Genomic DNA, 18,648 nt, shown 5'->3' on the forward strand with positions numbered 1-18,648 from the left:
AAATCATACCTCCTTAACTAGAAGTTTTAGTTTTTTTAATCCAGAATATAATCGCGTTTTCACAGTATTTAAATTTGTATCTGTTATTTCAGATATTTCTTTTAAAGTCATTTCTTCATAATAATGAAGCATTATAACTGTTTTTATATCTTCTGATAATTTATCTATTGCATTATATAATTCAATTCCTTTATAATAAGCTTCCTCATGATATATATCTTTTTTTACATTCTCTTTTTCGTATAAAAGCTCCTTTTGAGCTTTCTTTATATACGCTAAACATTCATTAACTAATACCCTATAAAACCATGTTTTAATATAGTCTATATTTTTTATAGTATTATATTTTTCTAAGGCTATGCAAACTGCATTCTGAACTATATCAAGTGATGAATCTTTATTCTTAGTATAACTATAAGCTAAACGGTAAAACTTATCTTGATTATTTAAGATATAATGTACTACCTTTTCGTAATTATCATTTTTCATTTTAGTTACCCCTCCTCTTTTGATAAATATAATTATTTAGCTATATAAATTGGCACCATATTTTATATAGTGTTTATACTATATAGATAAATAACTATTAAAAAAAGTTTGAATTATATAAAATTTTTTTATTATATATTTATATTAATTTAGAATAAAAAAACAAGCAAACCTATATATAGTCTGCTTGTTTTTTTATAATATATATTTTTTTATAAGTCATTATAAATAAAATTAATACTCTTTAACTATTAGTTTCTGATACATTATATTTACTATTCAATATAACAATATCAACTCTTCTATTTTGAGCTCTACCATCTTCACTGTCATTTGATTGTAATGGCCTATATTCTCCATAACCTACTGCTGATACTCTGTTTGGATTTATATTTCCATCATTAACTAAAAATTCAGCAACATTTGATGCTCTAATTGATGATAGCTGCCAGTTTGAATGATAAAGTTCATTACTTATAATTACATTATCAGTATGCCCTTCGATTCTTATATAATTGTCCATTTCATTTAATACCTTTGATATTGACATTAAATCATTCTTAAAATCTTCTTTAACTATAGCTTGTCCAGTATCAAAAAATACATTATCACTAAAACTTATACTAAGTCCTCTTTCTTCAATTGATGTAGTTATTCTTCCTTTTAGGTCAGAGTTTTCTACAATTTTATCAACTTGTGCTTTAACGTCTTCTAGTTTTTCTTCCTCAGTCTCTTCTCCTAAAGTACTATCAATTACTGGTCCACTTTCCCCGTCTATTACATCTTCACCTTTGGGACCAGAATTTTCAAATATTCCACTTACATAAAATGCTTGTCTAAAAGAATCTGATAGCTGCTTATATTTTTTACTATCTACATTAGATGATGCATACAGTATAACGAAAAGTGCCATAAGTAATGTTATTAAATCTGAATATGTTAGTAGCCATCGTTCACTATTTTCAGGCTTTTCTTGTCTTTTTTTCATAAAAACACCCCTCTAAACTACTGTATATTAAATTTATTTGCTTCTACATCTGTTAAGAAAGTTTGTAGTTTGCTTACAAGTACATTAGGGTTTATTCCTTGTTGTAAGAGGCATATTGCTTCAAGACATAATTCTCTTTCAATTATTTCTTCTCTATCATATACCTTTAGTTTATTTGCTACAGGTAACCATAGGAGATTTGCTGATGATATTCCATATAATGTAGCCATAAATGCAGATGCTATTTTAGGCCCTAAAACTGTTGGATCACTTAAATTACTAACAACTAATACAAGTCCCATAACTGTACCTATTATACCCATTGTAGGAGCATATCCACCGGCAGCACTAAACATGTCTATTCCTGACTGATGACGCTCAGATATTTGCTCTATTTTAGTTTCTAAGATACTTCTTAGCTCTGTTAATTCAACACCATCAGTAACCAGTTGTAATCCTACTTTTATAAAAGGATCTAACTCTGGCTTTGTAGATTCTGCTTCAAGTGATAATAAACCTTCTTTTCTAGTTTTTATAGATAGATTATGAAAATATTCTATTTTTTGTTTTATATCGATATTTCTTTTTTTAAAAGCAATTCCCATGATCTTGAAAAATTTTTTTACTACTTTACTAGAACACGAAACCCCAACTGCTCCAAAAGTTCCTCCAAAAACAATAATCAATGCCGAAATCTGAATCAATGCTGCTGGCGATCCACCTTCCAACATAAACCCACAAATTAAACTTCCGAATGCAAATAACAAACTTAATATGATAATAATATCCATATTATCTCCTCCTTTATACCTTACAATGTTTTAATAAAAATTTAAATATTTTCATTCAATTGATAATAGCACTTTATTCATCGGAGTATTGTTAAAGAAATGTTAATTTTTTGTTAAATAAGTTAAATTTTCAAGGTGATTGTTATAAAATATTAGTTTTTTCTAAGCTTATTAACATTAAATAACAAAAATGAAGCATATGAAATTACTGATATTAAATCATCATATACTTCATTTTTATTAGAATAATATATAAGTAATTATAATTTTATACTTTTAAAATTATAACCATTAGATGAACATATAGTTCATTTAGTTAATACTCTTAATCATATCAATTAAATCATTTTCGTTAATGCCATTTGGACTATAAATAGAATATGAGGCATTTTCATCAGTCCAACTAGATTCATTAATTAAATTATTATCATATCCTTTTACAGCTACACTTATTTCATTTATATTAATCTTCTTTTCAAATGGATATATAGTATATTCTTCAGGTTTATTTTCTTTATTATTTTCAATTGTAAAAGTTAGTTCATTTTCAGCAGTTTTATAATCTATTTTTACTGTATTGTTAGAAATGACGCTTATATTGTCAATATTAAATCCTTCTGGAATATTTTTTAGCGTTTTAAATTTAAATCCAACTTCATTTTCAGCATCTTCTATTGTATTTACCTGTTTAATATTAGAAGCTTCTTCTTTTAACATACTTCTTTCTAATCCTGCATCATATGAAGCTACAGATATTTCATCATTTTTTTCTGAACTATTTTCAGAAGTATCAACTTCCTTACTCTTTGCAGTTTCCTTATTATTATCATGTTTTTCAATATTTTCATTTAAAGATTCATTTGCTTCACTAATTTCTTTTTCAGGTATTTCTATAATATTATTTTTTGAATCTGAATTTTTAATCAAAGGTGAATTAGATTTATCATTATTTTTTATATCTTCATTTTTAACATTTGAAGGAGAATTGCTTTCATTTTTTATAGTATCTTTCTTAGTATTTTTATTTAAGTCTTTACTATCTGCATTTGTCTTTTCTGTATTATTATTTAAGTCTTCATTGTGCTTCATTTCTATATTCTTAGTATTTTTATTATTTTCAAGACCAAATATCTTTAAGAAAAATCCTCTTAAATTTATGCATATCAATATACTTAGGCAAGCTACAAGTGTTCCCATGGATCTTTTATATAATCTATTTTTATTATTTTTCTTAATTACAAATTGCTTGTCCGAATTAATAGTATTATGTAATATTCTATTTTTTACTTCTTCACTCATGAAAACTGAATCCATTTGTTCTTTGTACTTCTTACTCAAAATCATATTCCTCCTTTAATGATTTTTTTAGAATATTTCTTGCTCTATGTAATAATGAGCGTACCGTTGATTCTTTTTGGTTTGTTATTTCTGATATTTCTGCTGTCTTATATCCTTCATAATAATACAAAAATATTATTTCTCTATATTTTACTGGCAGCTTCATAACAGCATCGAGAACAGTAGTATCTTTGTACTCATCATAATATGGCATTTCTATCAACTCTTCTTTTTTCTTAAACCATGAAGACTTAAGTTTATTTTTGCAAATATTTCGCGTAACACAAATAAGCCATGATTTTTTATGATCATTATTTTCAAATATATCGATATTTTTTAATAATTGTATAAAAACTTCTTGAACTATATCCTCTGCATCATGCATATTTTTCATATATGAATATGCAAGTCTATACAATGTGTTTCCATAAGTTTCTAAATCTTTAGAAATAATTTCATCCGTACGCAATGAAACATCATTCATAAAGCTCATCCTTTCATCTACTCAACAATATGAATAGTCCTAATTTAAATATTATATCTATGAAATTATATAAAATACGTATTTAATAATTATTTTTCCAATTATAATACAACCTACCAGTGGAAAATGTTGCACTTTAAATAAAAAAATATTCAATACTAATTTTTTAGTATTGAATATTTTTATTACTTAATTAGCTTTAAAAATACTACAATATTATAAATTAATAGTTATAATATTATTATCACTAATTTTTTCATTTTGTCCATTAATTATTACTTTTTTATTATTTAAATTGTGGATTCTAAATTCCATTTCTCTTAATTTATCATTATATCCTTTTTCTAATGTTTTAACTTTTATTTCAACATTATCATCTACAGATACTTTAATCTTGTAAGCATTATATTCTCCTATTTGATATTTAAATGATTCCCCATCATCTAAATAATGATAATATCTGCTCTTACTTTCTTTGTTTCCTAAGAATACTTCAAATATCATTTTCTCAGAAACTTTTTCACCAATATAATTTTGTTCTTCTGAAGTTGCAATAACAGATCCTGCTTTAATATATATAGGGCAAATATCTATTGGTGTTTCTTTTATTATATATGAGCCTCCTTTAAATTCTTCTTTAGTCCAATAATCTATCCAGTTATTACCAGAAGGTAAATATACCATTCGAGCTTTCTTGCCTTGTTCAACTACTGGTGCAACTAATATGTTATCACCACACATAAATTCATCATTTATTTCATATGTGTTTTTATCATTTTGATAATTAAATAATAATGGTCTGATAACTGGAGCACCGTTTTTACTCATGTTCCACATTAAGTCATATAAATACGGAATTAATTTATAACGAAGCTTAATATATTTTTTATTTATTTCTTCAGTTAACTCATCAAATGCCCATGGTTCTTGGTCTCTTGTTCCCATTGCGGAATGATTTCTAAAAAGTGGTGTAAATGCACCTACTTGTACCCATCTTTGAAGAAGTTCAGCTGATGCATCATGTCCAAATCCTCCTACATCAGTTCCACAAAAGCCAAAGCCTGAAAGCCCTAAATTCATAAGCATTGGAATAGACATTCTTAAATGCTCCCATGTACTTACATTATCCCCAGTCCATACTGTAGAATATTTTTGAGTACCAGAATAGCATGCTCTAGTAACTATAAAAGGTCTCTTTCCGGTCTCACATTTTATTCCTTCATAAGTTGCTTTATCCATAAAATGAGCATAAACATTGTGAGCTTCTTTATGCATTACAGGTATACCATCATTATCAAACATAACATCGTCTGGAAGAGGTCCATTAAAACTTGCTGGTTCATTCATATCATTCCAAATTCCACTAACGCCATTATCCATCATTATTTTTTGATTTTTAGCCCACCATTTTCTAACATTTGAATTTAAGAAATCTGGAAATACAGATGTGCCAGGCCATACTTCATTTCTATAAGTTATTCCTTCATTATCTTTTGCAAAATAACCATTTTCAAGCCCATCTTTGTATATATTGTATTCTGTGTCTACTTTTACACCTGGGTCGATTATAGTTACTACTTTAAATCCCATATCTCTTAATCTTTTAAGAAGACCACTTGGATCTTTAAATTTATTTTTATCCCATGTAAATACTCTATAGCCATCCATGTAATCTATATCTAAATATAAAGTATCGCATGGGATGCCTCTCTCTCTAAAATTATCAGCTATTTCCATAAGTCTTTCCTCATTTTCATATGACCATCTGCATTGCTGATATCCAAGAGTCCAAAGTTGAGGAAGTGGAACTGTTCCCGTAAGTTTAGTATATCCTTCAACTACTTTTTTAACTTCTGGTCCATAAATAAAGTAGTAATCTAAATTTCCATCATCAGCTGCAAAATAATAGTACTCCTTATTATCATGTCCCATATCAAAATATGTTTTAAAATGGTTATCAAAAAAAATACCAAAGGCAGTTGTATCTTTTATTGAAATTAAAAATGGTATAGACTTATAAAGTCTATCAAAAGTCTCACCATGTGGACTTGGATTATCTGTATTCCAATTTACATAGTGGTATGATTTTTTATTTAAATGACCTGTCTTTTCACCAAGACCATAGAAATACATATTATCTTCCATTTTTTTTGATACATAAACTTTATATTCATTTTCACTATTTATATTATGTCCTTCTGCTTCAGCTAAAGAAAAATCTCCACTACGTCTTTTAAATGGCTTATACTCCCCCTTATAATCAGCACATAATATGTTTCCTTCTATATCATAGATATTTACAAGAAAGTTATCAAAAATATCTATTATTAGCTTTTCTGTCTTTATTTTAAGAAAATCGTTTGATTTTTCTACTTCAAATTTTATAGTATACTTTTTTAAATTTTCAACGGATTTTGAATTTCTTTCGTTTCTAAAAAATGGTACGAAAAAATTAATTATATCGGATTTTATTATTTTTATTGAAACATCTTGTTTTTCAAATTTTATCTTGACATCGTTATCATTAATAGCATAGTCTATTAGTTTTCCATATTTATTCACTAGTCAACACTCCTTCAAAACATAATCTTAATGTAATTTTTTTCTATGATTATATTATAACTGTATTCTACTAATATTTCTAACAATATTAAGAGAAATAATTACACTATATTGACATTTTTATAAAATTCTTTAGCATTAAATAATGTTTAACGTAGCTAAAAAATATAAATCTCTGATTCAACAAGCTGTAACTAAAAAATTGTGCTGCACAATTAAGAATATCTCATTGTGTAGCACAATTTTTGCCTTTACAAAATGTATTGATAGTATTAAATCATACTAACTTTTTATTCAAGCGTATTTTAAAGACTGTTCCTTCATTTTCATTACTTTTTACATCAATACTTGCAGAATGTAAGTTTAGTATAGTTTTTACTATACTAAGTCCTAATCCATTACCTTTAGTTTTATTTCTACTCTTATCTCCTCTATACATTCTTTCAAAAATGAAAGGCATATCTTCTTCTTTTATACCAATCCCATTATCCATTATTTTTATTATTACATGATCCGCATCACTTTTTATAAGAATATATATTTTTCCATTTTCATTTGTAAACTTAATACTGTTTGATATAATATTTATAAACACTTGCTTTAATTTATCAAAATCACCCAAGACATCAAAATCACTACCCTCTTTATTCAAAATAACTTCAATCTTTTTTTCATGTGCATGTAGTAAAAAATCACTTATTACTATTGAAATGAGCTCATGAATATTTATATTTGATATATTTAATACGGTATCTTCACTTTCAATAGCCTTTAATGAATTTAAATTATTTAATAATCTGCCAAAACGTATTACCTCATCGTTCAAATTGACTAGTTTTTCGTTAGTTATAGGAATTATGCCATCTATCATTGCTTCTAAATTGTTTTGAAGAATATTTAAAGGGGTTCGTATTTCATGAGAAATATCAGAAATAAGCTGTTTCCTAAGAGAATCTTGATTTTTAAGAGTGTTTCCTAAAGAATTTATACTAACAACCAAATTTTCAATTTCTTCTATATCACTTTCTATATTCAATTTTGAATCATAATTCCCTTTTGATAAATTTACTGAAGTATTAGAAACGGCTTTAATTGGGCGTGAAAATTGCTTTGATAGAATAAGGCTTATTATTATAACTATAACAATTGTAATTGTGCCGCTAAATAATATACTTTTATTTACTTGAAACTTAAAATTCATGTCTTCTGCTGAAAGTAGAAGTGGTGAATAGTCTCCTATGATAACATATCCAACTGTTTTTTCATTTATATTTATGTTAAATGTTTCAGTATTATATATTCCTTCTCTTTTTTCAGCCTTTATATTTTGTATATGTTCTTTATGTTTTATATCATTTGGATCCATCTCCCATACCACTTTGCCATTTTCATCTAAAAGACTCAAACAATAATCACTCATATACGCTTCATGCATCATTTCTTCACCAGAGTGTGAATCCCATTTTCCATCTCTTCTGTATATTTGCTGAAAATATCCTACTATTCTTGAATTCCTTTTATCTTTTACATTTTCTAAATATGAATCAAATGTTTTTGTTATAGTTAAATTAACAAGTATTGCAGTAAATGAAACAGCTATTACAGAGCAAAATATAATAATAATACTTATGTGTTTCTTTATACTATGCTTCATTTTTTTCACCAAATTTGTATCCTATTTTAGTAACTGTAAGTATGTATTCAGGATTTTTACTATCTATTTCAATTTTCTTACGCAAATTTTTTATATGAACATCAATGATCCTATCTGAACCATCAAAATCTATTCCTAGAACTCTTTCTATAATATTTTCTCTTGTAAATACTTTACCTTTATTAGAGGCTAAAAGATACAATATATCAAATTCATTAGGAGTTAAATTTATTTCCTTATTATTTAAACAAAAGGTTCTCTTATCATTATTAATTATCATATAACCATTATTGATGGATATAAAATCTTCTTTTTTAGTGCCTCTTAATCTTCTAAATAATGCATTAACACGTGCTGTAAGCTCTCTTGGGCTTAGTGGCTTTGTTAAATATTCATCAGCTCCAATGCTTAATCCATTGATTTTATCATTTAAAGTTACTTTTGCTGTTAACATAAAAATATATACATCAGATATTTTTCTAAGTATTCTGCATACTTCTTCACCTTCAATATCTGGAAGCATTAAATCTAATATAACAAGCTTAATATTGTTTTTTCTAAATAATTCAATGCCATCAAGTCCATTTTGACTGCAGAATACCTTATATCCTTCTTTTTCAAGATATGCCTTAAGTATTTCACTTACACTACATTCATCTTCAATAATCAAAATATTATTCATAATTTCACCTCACCTAATTTACTATATTATACTAGTTTATTATATAATTATGAATTTTATATGTAGATTTGATAAATAAATACATAATCTATGTTAATCATCATTAACAGGGCTATGTGGATGCCTTTGATCATACTTATTATCCATTGATATCTTATATTCAACGTTTTTATCATAATCTTTTTGAAATATGCATGAAAAAATCACATCCAATATATATTGCATAGATGTTTTAGATGCAAAAGGTGCAATTTTTCTAAATATTTTTTCACGTGAACCAATATTAATTATATAGTCTGCATACTTTATAAGTTCGTTTTCACCTATTGATGTAATTAATATTATTTTTGATTCTTTCTCTTTTAAAAGTTTTGCTATATTTACTATTTCTAGAGTTTCTCCTGAATATGAAAGTATTATTGAAATATGATTTTTTGAAGCATTATAAGCCTGAAATGACTGTTCTCCTGGAAGTGTTTTTACTCGTATGTTTCTTCCTATACGCATCATTTTATGTTCAAAATCTAAAGCTGCAAGTATTGAATTTCCAAGCCCATAAACATCAATGTCTTTAGATTTATATAATAAATCAACTATTTTATTAAGATTATCATAATCTATTAGGTAAAGTGTATCTTCAATTGCTTCTCTATTTAATAATGCTATCTTATGGGCTATTTCTTCTTTTCTATCATTTTTATTAAATGGGAAGTTTACATCAATACGATTACTTTTATTTAAATCAGCTTGGAGTTCTGCTGAATATTTAATTTTAAAATCACTATATCCTTTAAGTCCAAGCTTTTGGCAAAGCCTAACTATAGTTGCTGGAGATGTATATGTGTTATTTGCAAGATCTCTAGCTGACATTTGAAGTACCTTATCTCCTTTATTTAAAATATATTCTGATAATTTCTTTTCTGAATCTGAAAAATCCATTTGAAATTCTAATTTTGTCATTATACTCATTTAATTTCACCTCTTAACTATATCTGCATAGAAAAATAGTATTTAAATTACTATAAATGCGTTTTTATTTCCTATAACATATTTTGGATTTAATTATATCACGAAATTTTTTTTCATAATATAGTGAAAATATAATATTTTTATGAAACATAATTATAGGAATATCTAATAGTATTTACATAAAACTTTCTATAAAATACAATGAACCCATAGAAACTAATCAAAGTATTTATACCATTAGAGGAGGATATATATTATGAAAAAGACTTTAGATAGTAATTTTTATTGGGGTGGATCTGTTTCATCATTCCAAACTGAAGGTGCATGGGATGAAGGAGGAAAAGGCTTATCAATTTATGATGTAAGACCTACTAATCCTGAATTCTCTGATTGGAAGGTAGCAATTGATGCATACCATCGTTATGATGAAGATATAGTTTTAATGAAAGAAATGGGCTTTAATTTTTATCGTTTTTCAATTTGCTGGTCAAGAATAATACCAAATGGAGATGATGAAATAAATGAAGAAGGTGTTAAATTCTATAACGATTTAATAGATAAATTAATAGCAGCTGGTATTGAGCCAATGATTACATTGGTTCACTTTGACATGCCTTATAAATTAGTAAAAGAATATAATGGCTTTGCATCAAGAAAAGTTGTTGATTTATTTGAAAGATATGCTAGAGTTTGTATGGAGAGATTCGGAGACAGAGTTAAGCATTGGATGACATTTAATGAACAAAACTTACATGCTACTATGCTTAGAGTATCTAATGCAGAAGAAATTCCAGAGGGAGTATCTGAAGCTAAACACTTATACCAAGTAAACCATAATGTATTTATAGCACATTGCAAAGCTACTAAGGCTCTTAGAGAATTAGTTCCAGATGCTAAAATGTGTGGTATGACTACTGTCTCAAATTTCTATCCAGAAAAATGCACTCCTCAAAATAACTTATTTGCAAAACAAGCCTATAATTACATCAATGCATTTCATTCAGATGTGTTTGTAAACGGAGAGTATCCTTCTTACATGGTATCTTACTTAGAAAATAGAGGCTGGATGCCAAAATTTGAAGAAGGTGATGCTGAATTATTAAAATATACAGTAGATTATTTAGCATTTTCTTATTATAGATCAAATACATTAACTGAAGGTTCTTTTGATAATGAAAGACCATATGGAGAAATAATTAATGAACATGTTATTAAAAATCCTTATTTAGATGCTACTGAGTGGGGATGGGAAAAAGATGCTATTGGATTTAGATGGACTCTAAATGAAATGTATCAAAGACATCATATGCCTTTATTTGTTCTTGAAAATGGTATGGGGGCAAGAGAAGAATTAGATGAAAATGATGAAATTCATGATGATTATAGAATTGAATATCATAGAAATCACATTCAAGAAATGAAAAATGCAATTCTTGAAGACGGTGTTGACTGTATGGGATATATTACTTGGGGACCTATTGATATTCCAAGTTCAGGCTGCGAAATTGCTAAACGTTATGGATTTGTCTATGTAAATAGAACTGAAAAAGATTTAAAAGACTTAAGACGTGTACCTAAAAAATCATTTAAATGGATTAAAAAAGCATTTGAATCTAATGGTGAAGATTTAGTTTAATTATAAAAAGTAACAAGATTTATTCTTTAATTAATCTTGTTACTTTTCCTATTCATTAATAAAATTTTTTAGGTATACTACTTTTTATTTATTTCAATTGTAGGAAAGTTAATATCTTTATATTTTTGAATTTTTTCTTTTACAACTTTTAAATTTTCATCTGTATAAAAACCACCTTGTGTTGTAGCAATTTCTTGAACATGATGATTTCTACCTTCTGGTGTTGTACGATCTCGTATCAATCCATTTTCAGCAATAACAAACTTCCACTTTCCTTCTTTTGTTTTTTCGAGTGTTCCTCCTGCTCCGCATACTTGACATTCTACTTCAAAACTTACTCCATCCCATTGAGGCTCTCCTAAAATTAAAGCATTAGAATGACAGTTTGGACACCACCCCATATCTTCATCTCCAAGCCATTTTCTTTCAGATACAGGCGTGTTTAATGATTTCATTATATTTTCTCCAACTTTATGTGCTCTTTCAATTATTTCATTATGTAATAGACATTGTTTAGGAGCAGGAACTCTTGCTCCCATATACATATCAATTACCTTATAATCATTTAAAGAACAAGTTACTTGAAGTGCTTCCAGGGACATTGACTGCCATGCACGTGTAGAGCCTCCTACAGAAATAAGCCCTGCAACCTTATCTTTATGCACTATTTCCCCAAGTGCTTCTAAAAACGGTGTCTCATAGCATAAATTTCTATGCATAAATCTTAAAAATGTAGCACTTGGCATTAAATAATATGTAGGAACAGAAACAATAATTGCATCAGTGCTAAGCATTACATCCATAATTGCTTTTTTATCATCTTTATTTTCTAATGTACAAGGAACTTTCTTTCCTTCTACCATTCCCTGTGTACACGCAGTACAGCCTGTACAATCTAGAATATTATAATCTCTAAGATTTATCATTTTTACATCAGCACCTTGATCCTTACATGCCAACAGCGCTTCTTTTAATAAAATTTCTGAATTAGAATCTTTTCTTCCGGCTGTTATACCTAATACCTTAAAACTCATAACACTTTTCCTCCTTATATTCGAAAAATTTATTGATTTTCTGCTAAATCTTCTAGAATCTTTGATGTACTATTTAATTGTTCAAGGGATGCTGATATTTGCTGAAGTGCTGCAGATTGATTTTGTGATACTTCATTAGTTTTGCTTAGATTCTCATTTATACTTTCTATTGATACAGAAATATCTTTTATTATTGTGTCAATTTTGTCTATAGATTCCTTAGATGTATTTGATAATTTTCTTATTTCTTTAGCTACAACGGAGAAACCCTTTCCATACTCTCCTGCTCTTGCAGCTTCAATTGATGCATTTAATTCTAAAAGATTAGTTTGAGATGATATTCCTTGAATAATTCCAACAATTTGATTTGAATCCTTTGCCTTGCTATTGGCTTCCGTTGTTTGTTTAAATACATCTGCATTCATGCTTGCTAAATCTTGTACTCCAATTGTTACCTCATTTATTCCTTGAGATATCTGAGAAATAGACTCAACCAAACTCTCTACTATTCCAGTCATTGTATTATGTTTAGCTAAACTGAATGATAAAATTATTATTCCAGCTATATAATCATTATTATCTCTTATAGGGAATACGCAGCTCTTAAATGCCACTCCAAAAATATGTTCAGGAACTATTTCAACTTTTTCTTTACCAGTCTTTATGACTTCAAGTACTTGTGGCAATGTAGTATTCTCACCTTCAGATATATGCAAATCTAAATCTTTTCCGGGTTTATAATAGAGACATTTTTCTCTATCCAAAAGGCCTATTGAAATATCGTTATTAAATAAGATATTGATGTACGGAATCAACTTGTACACTACGTTTAAAGCTTCATTTTCAATTTTTTTAACTTCCATAAAACCCCTCTTTTCATTACATATTACAAATTATATTTCATAAGTAAATTATATCATCTTTTTCTAAAAAAATACTATATTTTTGTCATATTAATGTTTATATTATATAAGCTTAACTAAAAATAGAGTAACTTTAAAACATATCTTAAATAAGGGACGTAGAATCGGAGTTTAGTGGATAAGAACCGAAATTCAATATATGATAGGCTCGATTGTAGTGGAATTTCAGCTAAAAATTCTAATGGCAAAGGCTGCACCCAAAAATGTTTGCTCCAAAAAGCAAGTGTTTGAACAAACAATTTTGGTACAGCCTCTGCCAAAGAATTTAAATGCTGAAATTTCCAATACAATACTACGCCTATTCATATATTGAATTTCTTTGTTTTTCTCTAAAATAACAGACACCTAATTTATGTTTTGAGGATTATTCAATGCCTAAAAATATAGTTTTCAATCAATGGCATATAATTTATTGGACTACTTAGAAAAGTCATCTATTTCCCAATAAATAATAAAATATCTAAATTGCAGTATAGCCCATCTTCATCTACTGATGAAGATGTTTCCTTAAGCAGAGAACCCAAATCTATGATTTGGTGTGAATCGCTTATGCCTACGAATATATATGAGTAGGTATTTCATTTATTTATGATATGCCTTTTTTTTAAGGATAAGATATTAACTTTTTAAATCTTTAACATCTATAAATAACTATTCCTTAATTTAAAAATGTATTTATGCATAGCAACAATAATACCGATACTCTGAATTTAGATGAAACAAAGAAATAAAGATCTTATGTGTGCGGTGTCTTGCATTCAAAAATTGAGCTTTAGAATTCTTCATGTAGACTTGTTCCACAATTGTTTGTCCAAGGCATATTAAAGGAAACATCTTCATCGGTAAATGAAGATGGGCTATACTGCTAAGTTCGTACCTCACTAAGCATTATATGCCTTGGAGCAAACATTTGTGGGTGCAAGTCTGCATGTTTGAATTCTTAGCTTCATTTTTGTAGCAAGCGACCACAACATAAGAGCTTTATTTCGGTTATTCACACTAAACGCAGTACGTCCTTTATTTATGTTAAGAATACTTATTTATATCACGTATATGATCTATGATTTTTAATATTTCTATTGAGTTATTCCAAGTAAAGATATCACTTTCTATTTTTCCAAGTGCTAAACATTTATGTACTTCATGTATTTCTCCATACATGTCATCATTTATTAATGAAAGTTTTTCTTCATATTCTCTTCCATCATTTAAAATTACTTTATAACTTTCCGGCCTATTAAATATTGGTATGTACATTTTCCCAAATGTTCCTTCTATTATTGCAGTTCTTTCTTTCTCGCCATCAATTCCACCTTCTATATTTGCAGTAACATCTCCTTCAAATTTTATTGAAGCTTCAAAATGAACATCTATACTTACTTCATCAAATTTCTTTTTCTTAATTTTCTTATTTATTGATAAAATCTTTTTATCACTTAAAATTCCAAGTACAAATGCAATAGGATATGAAGCTACATCAAGTACTGCTCCTCCATCTTCTTTATTATATAAATATGAATTTTTATCTACATTTGGTTTTGAACAAAATCCAGCATATATATTTTTTATGTCTCCAATAACGCCACTTTTGAGTACATCTTTTATTAAATCAAACATAGGAACAAAAGGTGTCTTCATAGCTTCCATGTAAAAAGTTTTATTCCTCTTTGCACACTTTAAAATTCCACCTAATTCTGATGAGTTTAAAGTGCTAGGCTTTTCACATAATATTGCTTTTCCTTTATTTAATCCTCTAATAGACCACTTTGCATGAAATCTATGTGGAAGTGCTATATAAACTGCATCTATATCTTGATTGTTAAAAAGTTCATCATAAGATTCATAGACTTTAACATCTTTATAAGCTTCTTTAAAATACATTCTCTTGTTTTCTGTTTTGCCAGCAACAGCAACGAGTTTTCCGTCTTTCTCATATTCAAGGCTTTTTGCAAAGCGCTTTGCAATGTTTCCAAGTCCTATTATTCCCCATCTTACCATTAAAAATCCTCCAGTCTTAATATTTAAGAACTTACAAATAACTATAACTTATTATTTACTTTTTTCTTTACTTAAGTAATTTCTTTTAATTATCATAATCATTATTAATTATATACTATTAATACAAATAAAACCATATAATCAACAAATACGAGCTTTACTAAAATATAAGACAAATGTATTGTAAATTTTGGTCCTGTTAAAAATAGACCATATCAAAATTAATAATAGTATTGATATGGTCTAACATAATTAAAATATATACTTCTAGTTGCTTAATTTTTTAGAATCGCTAACCAGCTTATAAAGTCTATTCATAGCTTCCATAGGATTTAAGCCTAAAATATCAATTTTGCTTATTTCTTTTATAAATGAATCTTTTTCTAGTGAATCAAATCCTATTTGCATAGAATCATTAGTACTCTTTTTATGCTTTTTACTATGTTGTTCTTCTTTAAGCTGTTTTATTTCATTTTGCAATTCTTCAATAATTTGTTTTTGCTTTTCTATTTCTTTTAAATTATTACTTTCATCTATATCTACTTTATTCTCATAAACATTAACACTTGCATCACTACTTACTTTTTCTTCGACTATAACTCTGCTTTCATTTACATCTATAGCTGCTTCTTTAAATGATTCCTTATTTTCTTTTATTTCTGAAAAACTTGATACATTTTCAATATCAAACTTATTTTCACCTTCAAGATCAGATAAAATTTCACGAGCACGATTTATAACTTCATCTGGAAGACCTGCAAGCTTTGCAACTTCTATACCATAAGATTCATCTGCACCGCCTTCGATTATCTTTCTTAAGAAAACAACGCTGTCATTTGTCTTCTTAACAGCAACAGAGTAATTTTTAACTCCAGGTAATATTCCTTCAAGTTTAACAAGTTCATGATAATGTGTTGCAAATAAAGTTTTACATCTTAAATCTTTATTTTTAGTTATATATTCAATAACAGACCATGCAATTGAAAGTCCATCATAAGTTGAAGTACCACGTCCAACTTCATCAAGAAGAACTAAACTTTTAGATGTAGCATTTTTAAGAATATTAGAAACTTCCCACATTTCAACCATAAAAGTAGATTTACCGCCAGCTAGATCATCTGATGCTCCAATTCTTGTAAATATCTTATCACATATTGAAATATCTGCTTCTGTTGCTGGTACAAAAGATCCAATTTGCGCCATAAGAGTAATAAGTGCAACCTGTCTCATATAAGTAGATTTACCTGCCATGTTAGGTCCTGTAATAAGTAATAGTTCTTTATCTGTTTGATTACATGTTGTGCTATTAGATACAAATTCACCGTTGCCTATTACTTTTTCAACAACAGGATGACGTCCATCTTTTATTTCTATAGTTCCTTCTTCGTTTATCTTAGGTTTAACATAATCATTTTCAAGAGCAACTAAAGCTAAAGTTGAGACCGCATCTAAGTTAGAAATTATTCTTGCTGCCTTTTTTAATCTACCTATTTCTTTTTCAACTTTATCTCTTACTTCAACGAATAAGTCATATTCTAAATTAACAAGCTTTTCTTCAGAACCTAAAATCTTATTTTCTAAATTTTTAAGATCTTCAGTTATATATCTTTCAGCATTTGCTAGTGTCTGCTTTCTTATATATCTTCCTTCTGGAATACTATCAAAGTTAGCTTTGCTTATTTCAATATAGTAACCAAATACTTTGTTATATCCAACCTTTAATGATTTAATTCCTGTAAATTCACGTTCTTCATTTTCAAGCGCTGCAATTTTTTCTTTTCCATGAAGCTTCACATCACGAAGCTCATCTACAAGTTCATTATATTTATCCTTTATAATGTTTCCTTCTTTTATTGTAAGTGATGGATCTTCTTTTATTGAATCTTCTAAAAGAGTTCTTACATCAGAAAGTTCATCTAAGTTTTCATAATACTCCATTAAAAGATCACTTTTTGCGTATTTTAAAAGTTCTTTAAGCTCTGGTATTTTTTCAAGAGATGCTTTTAAGCTCAGCATATCTTTTGCATTTACATTTTTATTTGATATTTTTCCAACAATTCTTTCAATATCATAAATTTCTTTAAGTGCTCTTCTTAAATCTTCATTAAAACTTATTGAATTATATAGTTCTTCTACACCACTAAGTCTTTTTTCTATTTGGGATTTCACAATAAGAGGTTCATCAATATATCTTCTTATTGTTCTTCCCCCCATAGTTGTTGCACTTTTATCTAAAACCCATAAAAGAGATCCTTTTTTAGTTTTTTCTCTTATGCTTTCAGTAAGTTCTAAGTTTCTTCTTGAATTACTGTCAATAACCATGTAATTTACTATTTCATATTGTTCAAGTAAATTGATATTGCTTAAACTCATCATTTGAGTTTCATATATATATTTAAGAAGCACTCTACTTGTAATTTCACGTAAGTTTTCAAGAGCACCGGCTTCAAGATCTGAAAATTGAGCTATAAGTTCTTCCTTAGATACTACAAATGTATTAAAGTTCTTTTTAGTTATAAGTGCAGAACATACACCTTTTATTTCGTTTATAATATCCTCACTTGTATTTTCATCTAATAAAATTTCTTTTGGTGAAAGTTTTGCTATTTCATCTAAAAGACTTGCCATAGAATATGAAAAAGATGTTGTCTTAAATTCTCCTGTACTTATATCAGATGTAGCAATTCCAATTATTTCACCATCTTCATGTATAGCCATTAAATATGTATTATCATTTTCAAGATTAGAATTATTATCTACAAATGTTCCTGGAGTTATGATTTTAACTACTCCACGTTTTACAATTCCCTTAGCTTGCTTTGGGTCTTCAAGCTGTTCACAGATAGCTACCTTATATCCCTTATTAACAAGTCTTGGTATATATGCAGCTGCAGCATGATGTGGTATGCCACACATTGGAGCTCTTTCTTCAAGTCCACAATTTTTCCCTGTTAAAACAAGTTCAAGTTCTCTTGATACTGTTATAGCATCTTCGAAGAACATTTCATAAAAGTCACCTAATCTATAAAATAGGATACAGTCACTATACTGCTCCTTTGTCTTCATGTATTCTACCATCATTGGCGTTAAAGCCATAATA

At 27.8% G+C, this 18,648-nt stretch carries 14 protein-coding genes; 1 reads left to right on the plus strand and 13 read right to left on the minus strand.

Annotated features, from left to right (window positions below):
• Nucleotides 1–3 precede the first annotated feature (3 nt).
• The 9 genes from BN2920_RS12125 to BN2920_RS12165 form a co-directional block, all read right to left on the minus strand.
• Complete coding sequence (locus tag BN2920_RS12125) at nt 4–489, minus strand: sigma-70 family RNA polymerase sigma factor (protein WP_058295267.1); 486 nt, start codon at nt 487–489, stop codon at nt 4–6.
• A gap of 244 nt (nt 490–733) precedes the next feature.
• Complete coding sequence (locus tag BN2920_RS12130; RefSeq protein WP_058295268.1) at nt 734–1,477, minus strand: OmpA/MotB family protein; 744 nt, start codon at nt 1,475–1,477, stop codon at nt 734–736.
• A 17-nt stretch (nt 1,478–1,494) separates the two neighbouring features.
• Nucleotides 1,495–2,268, minus strand: a complete 774-nt coding sequence (locus BN2920_RS12135; protein WP_058295269.1) for a flagellar motor protein — start codon at nt 2,266–2,268, stop codon at nt 1,495–1,497.
• Nucleotides 2,269–2,580: 312 nt separating this feature from the next.
• Nucleotides 2,581–3,606 (minus strand): hypothetical protein, encoded by a 1,026-nt coding sequence (locus BN2920_RS12140; RefSeq protein ID WP_058295270.1) that lies wholly within the window; start codon nt 3,604–3,606, stop codon nt 2,581–2,583.
• Complete coding sequence (locus BN2920_RS12145) at nt 3,599–4,090, minus strand: RNA polymerase sigma factor (RefSeq protein WP_058295271.1); 492 nt, start codon at nt 4,088–4,090, stop codon at nt 3,599–3,601. Before BN2920_RS12145 ends, BN2920_RS12140 begins: the two co-directional genes overlap by 8 nt.
• A gap of 216 nt (nt 4,091–4,306) precedes the next feature.
• Nucleotides 4,307–6,652 carry a glycoside hydrolase family 31 protein gene (locus BN2920_RS12150; protein ID WP_058295272.1) on the minus strand — a complete coding sequence of 782 codons (2,346 nt, stop codon included), beginning with the start codon at nt 6,650–6,652 and terminating at the stop codon, nt 4,307–4,309.
• A 277-nt stretch (nt 6,653–6,929) separates the two neighbouring features.
• Nucleotides 6,930–8,306, minus strand: coding sequence for a sensor histidine kinase (locus BN2920_RS12155; RefSeq protein WP_058296909.1), 1,377 nt, complete (start codon nt 8,304–8,306; stop codon nt 6,930–6,932).
• Entirely contained in the window at nt 8,296–8,988 is a 693-nt protein-coding gene (locus BN2920_RS12160) for a response regulator transcription factor (protein ID WP_058295273.1), read from the minus strand. The genes BN2920_RS12155 and BN2920_RS12160 overlap by 11 nt, the downstream gene beginning before the upstream one ends.
• A gap of 93 nt (nt 8,989–9,081) precedes the next feature.
• A complete protein-coding gene (locus tag BN2920_RS12165) occupies nt 9,082–9,957 on the minus strand; it encodes a MurR/RpiR family transcriptional regulator (protein WP_058295274.1) in 876 nt (291 codons plus the stop codon).
• A 256-nt stretch (nt 9,958–10,213) separates the two neighbouring features.
• On the opposite strand from BN2920_RS12165, the gene BN2920_RS12170 reads away from it, so the two are divergent.
• Nucleotides 10,214–11,593, plus strand: coding sequence for a glycoside hydrolase family 1 protein (locus tag BN2920_RS12170; RefSeq protein ID WP_058295275.1), 1,380 nt, complete (start codon nt 10,214–10,216; stop codon nt 11,591–11,593).
• A gap of 77 nt (nt 11,594–11,670) precedes the next feature.
• On the opposite strand, the gene BN2920_RS12175 is transcribed toward BN2920_RS12170, so the two are convergent.
• The 4 genes from BN2920_RS12175 to mutS form a co-directional block, all read right to left on the minus strand.
• A complete protein-coding gene (locus BN2920_RS12175) occupies nt 11,671–12,627 on the minus strand; it encodes a flavodoxin family protein (protein ID WP_058295276.1) in 957 nt (318 codons plus the stop codon).
• A 29-nt stretch (nt 12,628–12,656) separates the two neighbouring features.
• Complete coding sequence (locus BN2920_RS12180) at nt 12,657–13,490, minus strand: methyl-accepting chemotaxis protein (protein ID WP_058295277.1); 834 nt, start codon at nt 13,488–13,490, stop codon at nt 12,657–12,659.
• A 1,086-nt stretch (nt 13,491–14,576) separates the two neighbouring features.
• The gene (locus tag BN2920_RS12185; RefSeq protein ID WP_058295278.1) at nt 14,577–15,548 is read right to left on the minus strand and encodes a Gfo/Idh/MocA family protein; all 972 of its coding nucleotides are present in this window, start codon (nt 15,546–15,548) and stop codon (nt 14,577–14,579) included.
• 267 nt (nt 15,549–15,815) lie between these two features.
• Nucleotides 15,816–18,644 (minus strand): DNA mismatch repair protein MutS, encoded by a 2,829-nt coding sequence (mutS, locus tag BN2920_RS12190; RefSeq protein ID WP_058295279.1) that lies wholly within the window; start codon nt 18,642–18,644, stop codon nt 15,816–15,818.
• Nucleotides 18,645–18,648: the final 4 nt, after the last annotated feature.

The organism is Clostridium neonatale, assembly GCF_001458595.1.
GTDB classification, from domain to species: Bacteria; Bacillota; Clostridia; order Clostridiales; family Clostridiaceae; genus Clostridium; species Clostridium neonatale.

What these genes read in the sequence shown, in the direction of transcription:
- BN2920_RS12130 (WP_058295268.1), bottom strand. Translation starts at nt 1,477, where the DNA reads ATGAAAAAAAGACAAGAAAAGCCTGAAAATAGTGAACGATGGCTACTA.
- BN2920_RS12175 (WP_058295276.1), bottom strand. Translation starts at nt 12,627, where the DNA reads ATGAGTTTTAAGGTATTAGGTATAACAGCCGGAAGAAAAGATTCTAAT.
- BN2920_RS12185 (WP_058295278.1), bottom strand. Translation starts at nt 15,548, where the DNA reads ATGGTAAGATGGGGAATAATAGGACTTGGAAACATTGCAAAGCGCTTT.
- BN2920_RS12125 (WP_058295267.1), bottom strand. Translation starts at nt 489, where the DNA reads ATGAAAAATGATAATTACGAAAAGGTAGTACATTATATCTTAAATAAT.
- BN2920_RS12155 (WP_058296909.1), bottom strand. Translation starts at nt 8,306, where the DNA reads ATGAAGCATAGTATAAAGAAACACATAAGTATTATTATTATATTTTGC.
- BN2920_RS12180 (WP_058295277.1), bottom strand. Translation starts at nt 13,490, where the DNA reads ATGGAAGTTAAAAAAATTGAAAATGAAGCTTTAAACGTAGTGTACAAG.
- BN2920_RS12160 (WP_058295273.1), bottom strand. Translation starts at nt 8,988, where the DNA reads ATGAATAATATTTTGATTATTGAAGATGAATGTAGTGTAAGTGAAATA.
- BN2920_RS12170 (WP_058295275.1), top strand. Translation starts at nt 10,214, where the DNA reads ATGAAAAAGACTTTAGATAGTAATTTTTATTGGGGTGGATCTGTTTCA.
- BN2920_RS12165 (WP_058295274.1), bottom strand. Translation starts at nt 9,957, where the DNA reads ATGAGTATAATGACAAAATTAGAATTTCAAATGGATTTTTCAGATTCA.
- BN2920_RS12135 (WP_058295269.1), bottom strand. Translation starts at nt 2,268, where the DNA reads ATGGATATTATTATCATATTAAGTTTGTTATTTGCATTCGGAAGTTTA.
- BN2920_RS12145 (WP_058295271.1), bottom strand. Translation starts at nt 4,090, where the DNA reads ATGAATGATGTTTCATTGCGTACGGATGAAATTATTTCTAAAGATTTA.
- mutS (WP_058295279.1), bottom strand. Translation starts at nt 18,644, where the DNA reads ATGGCTTTAACGCCAATGATGGTAGAATACATGAAGACAAAGGAGCAG.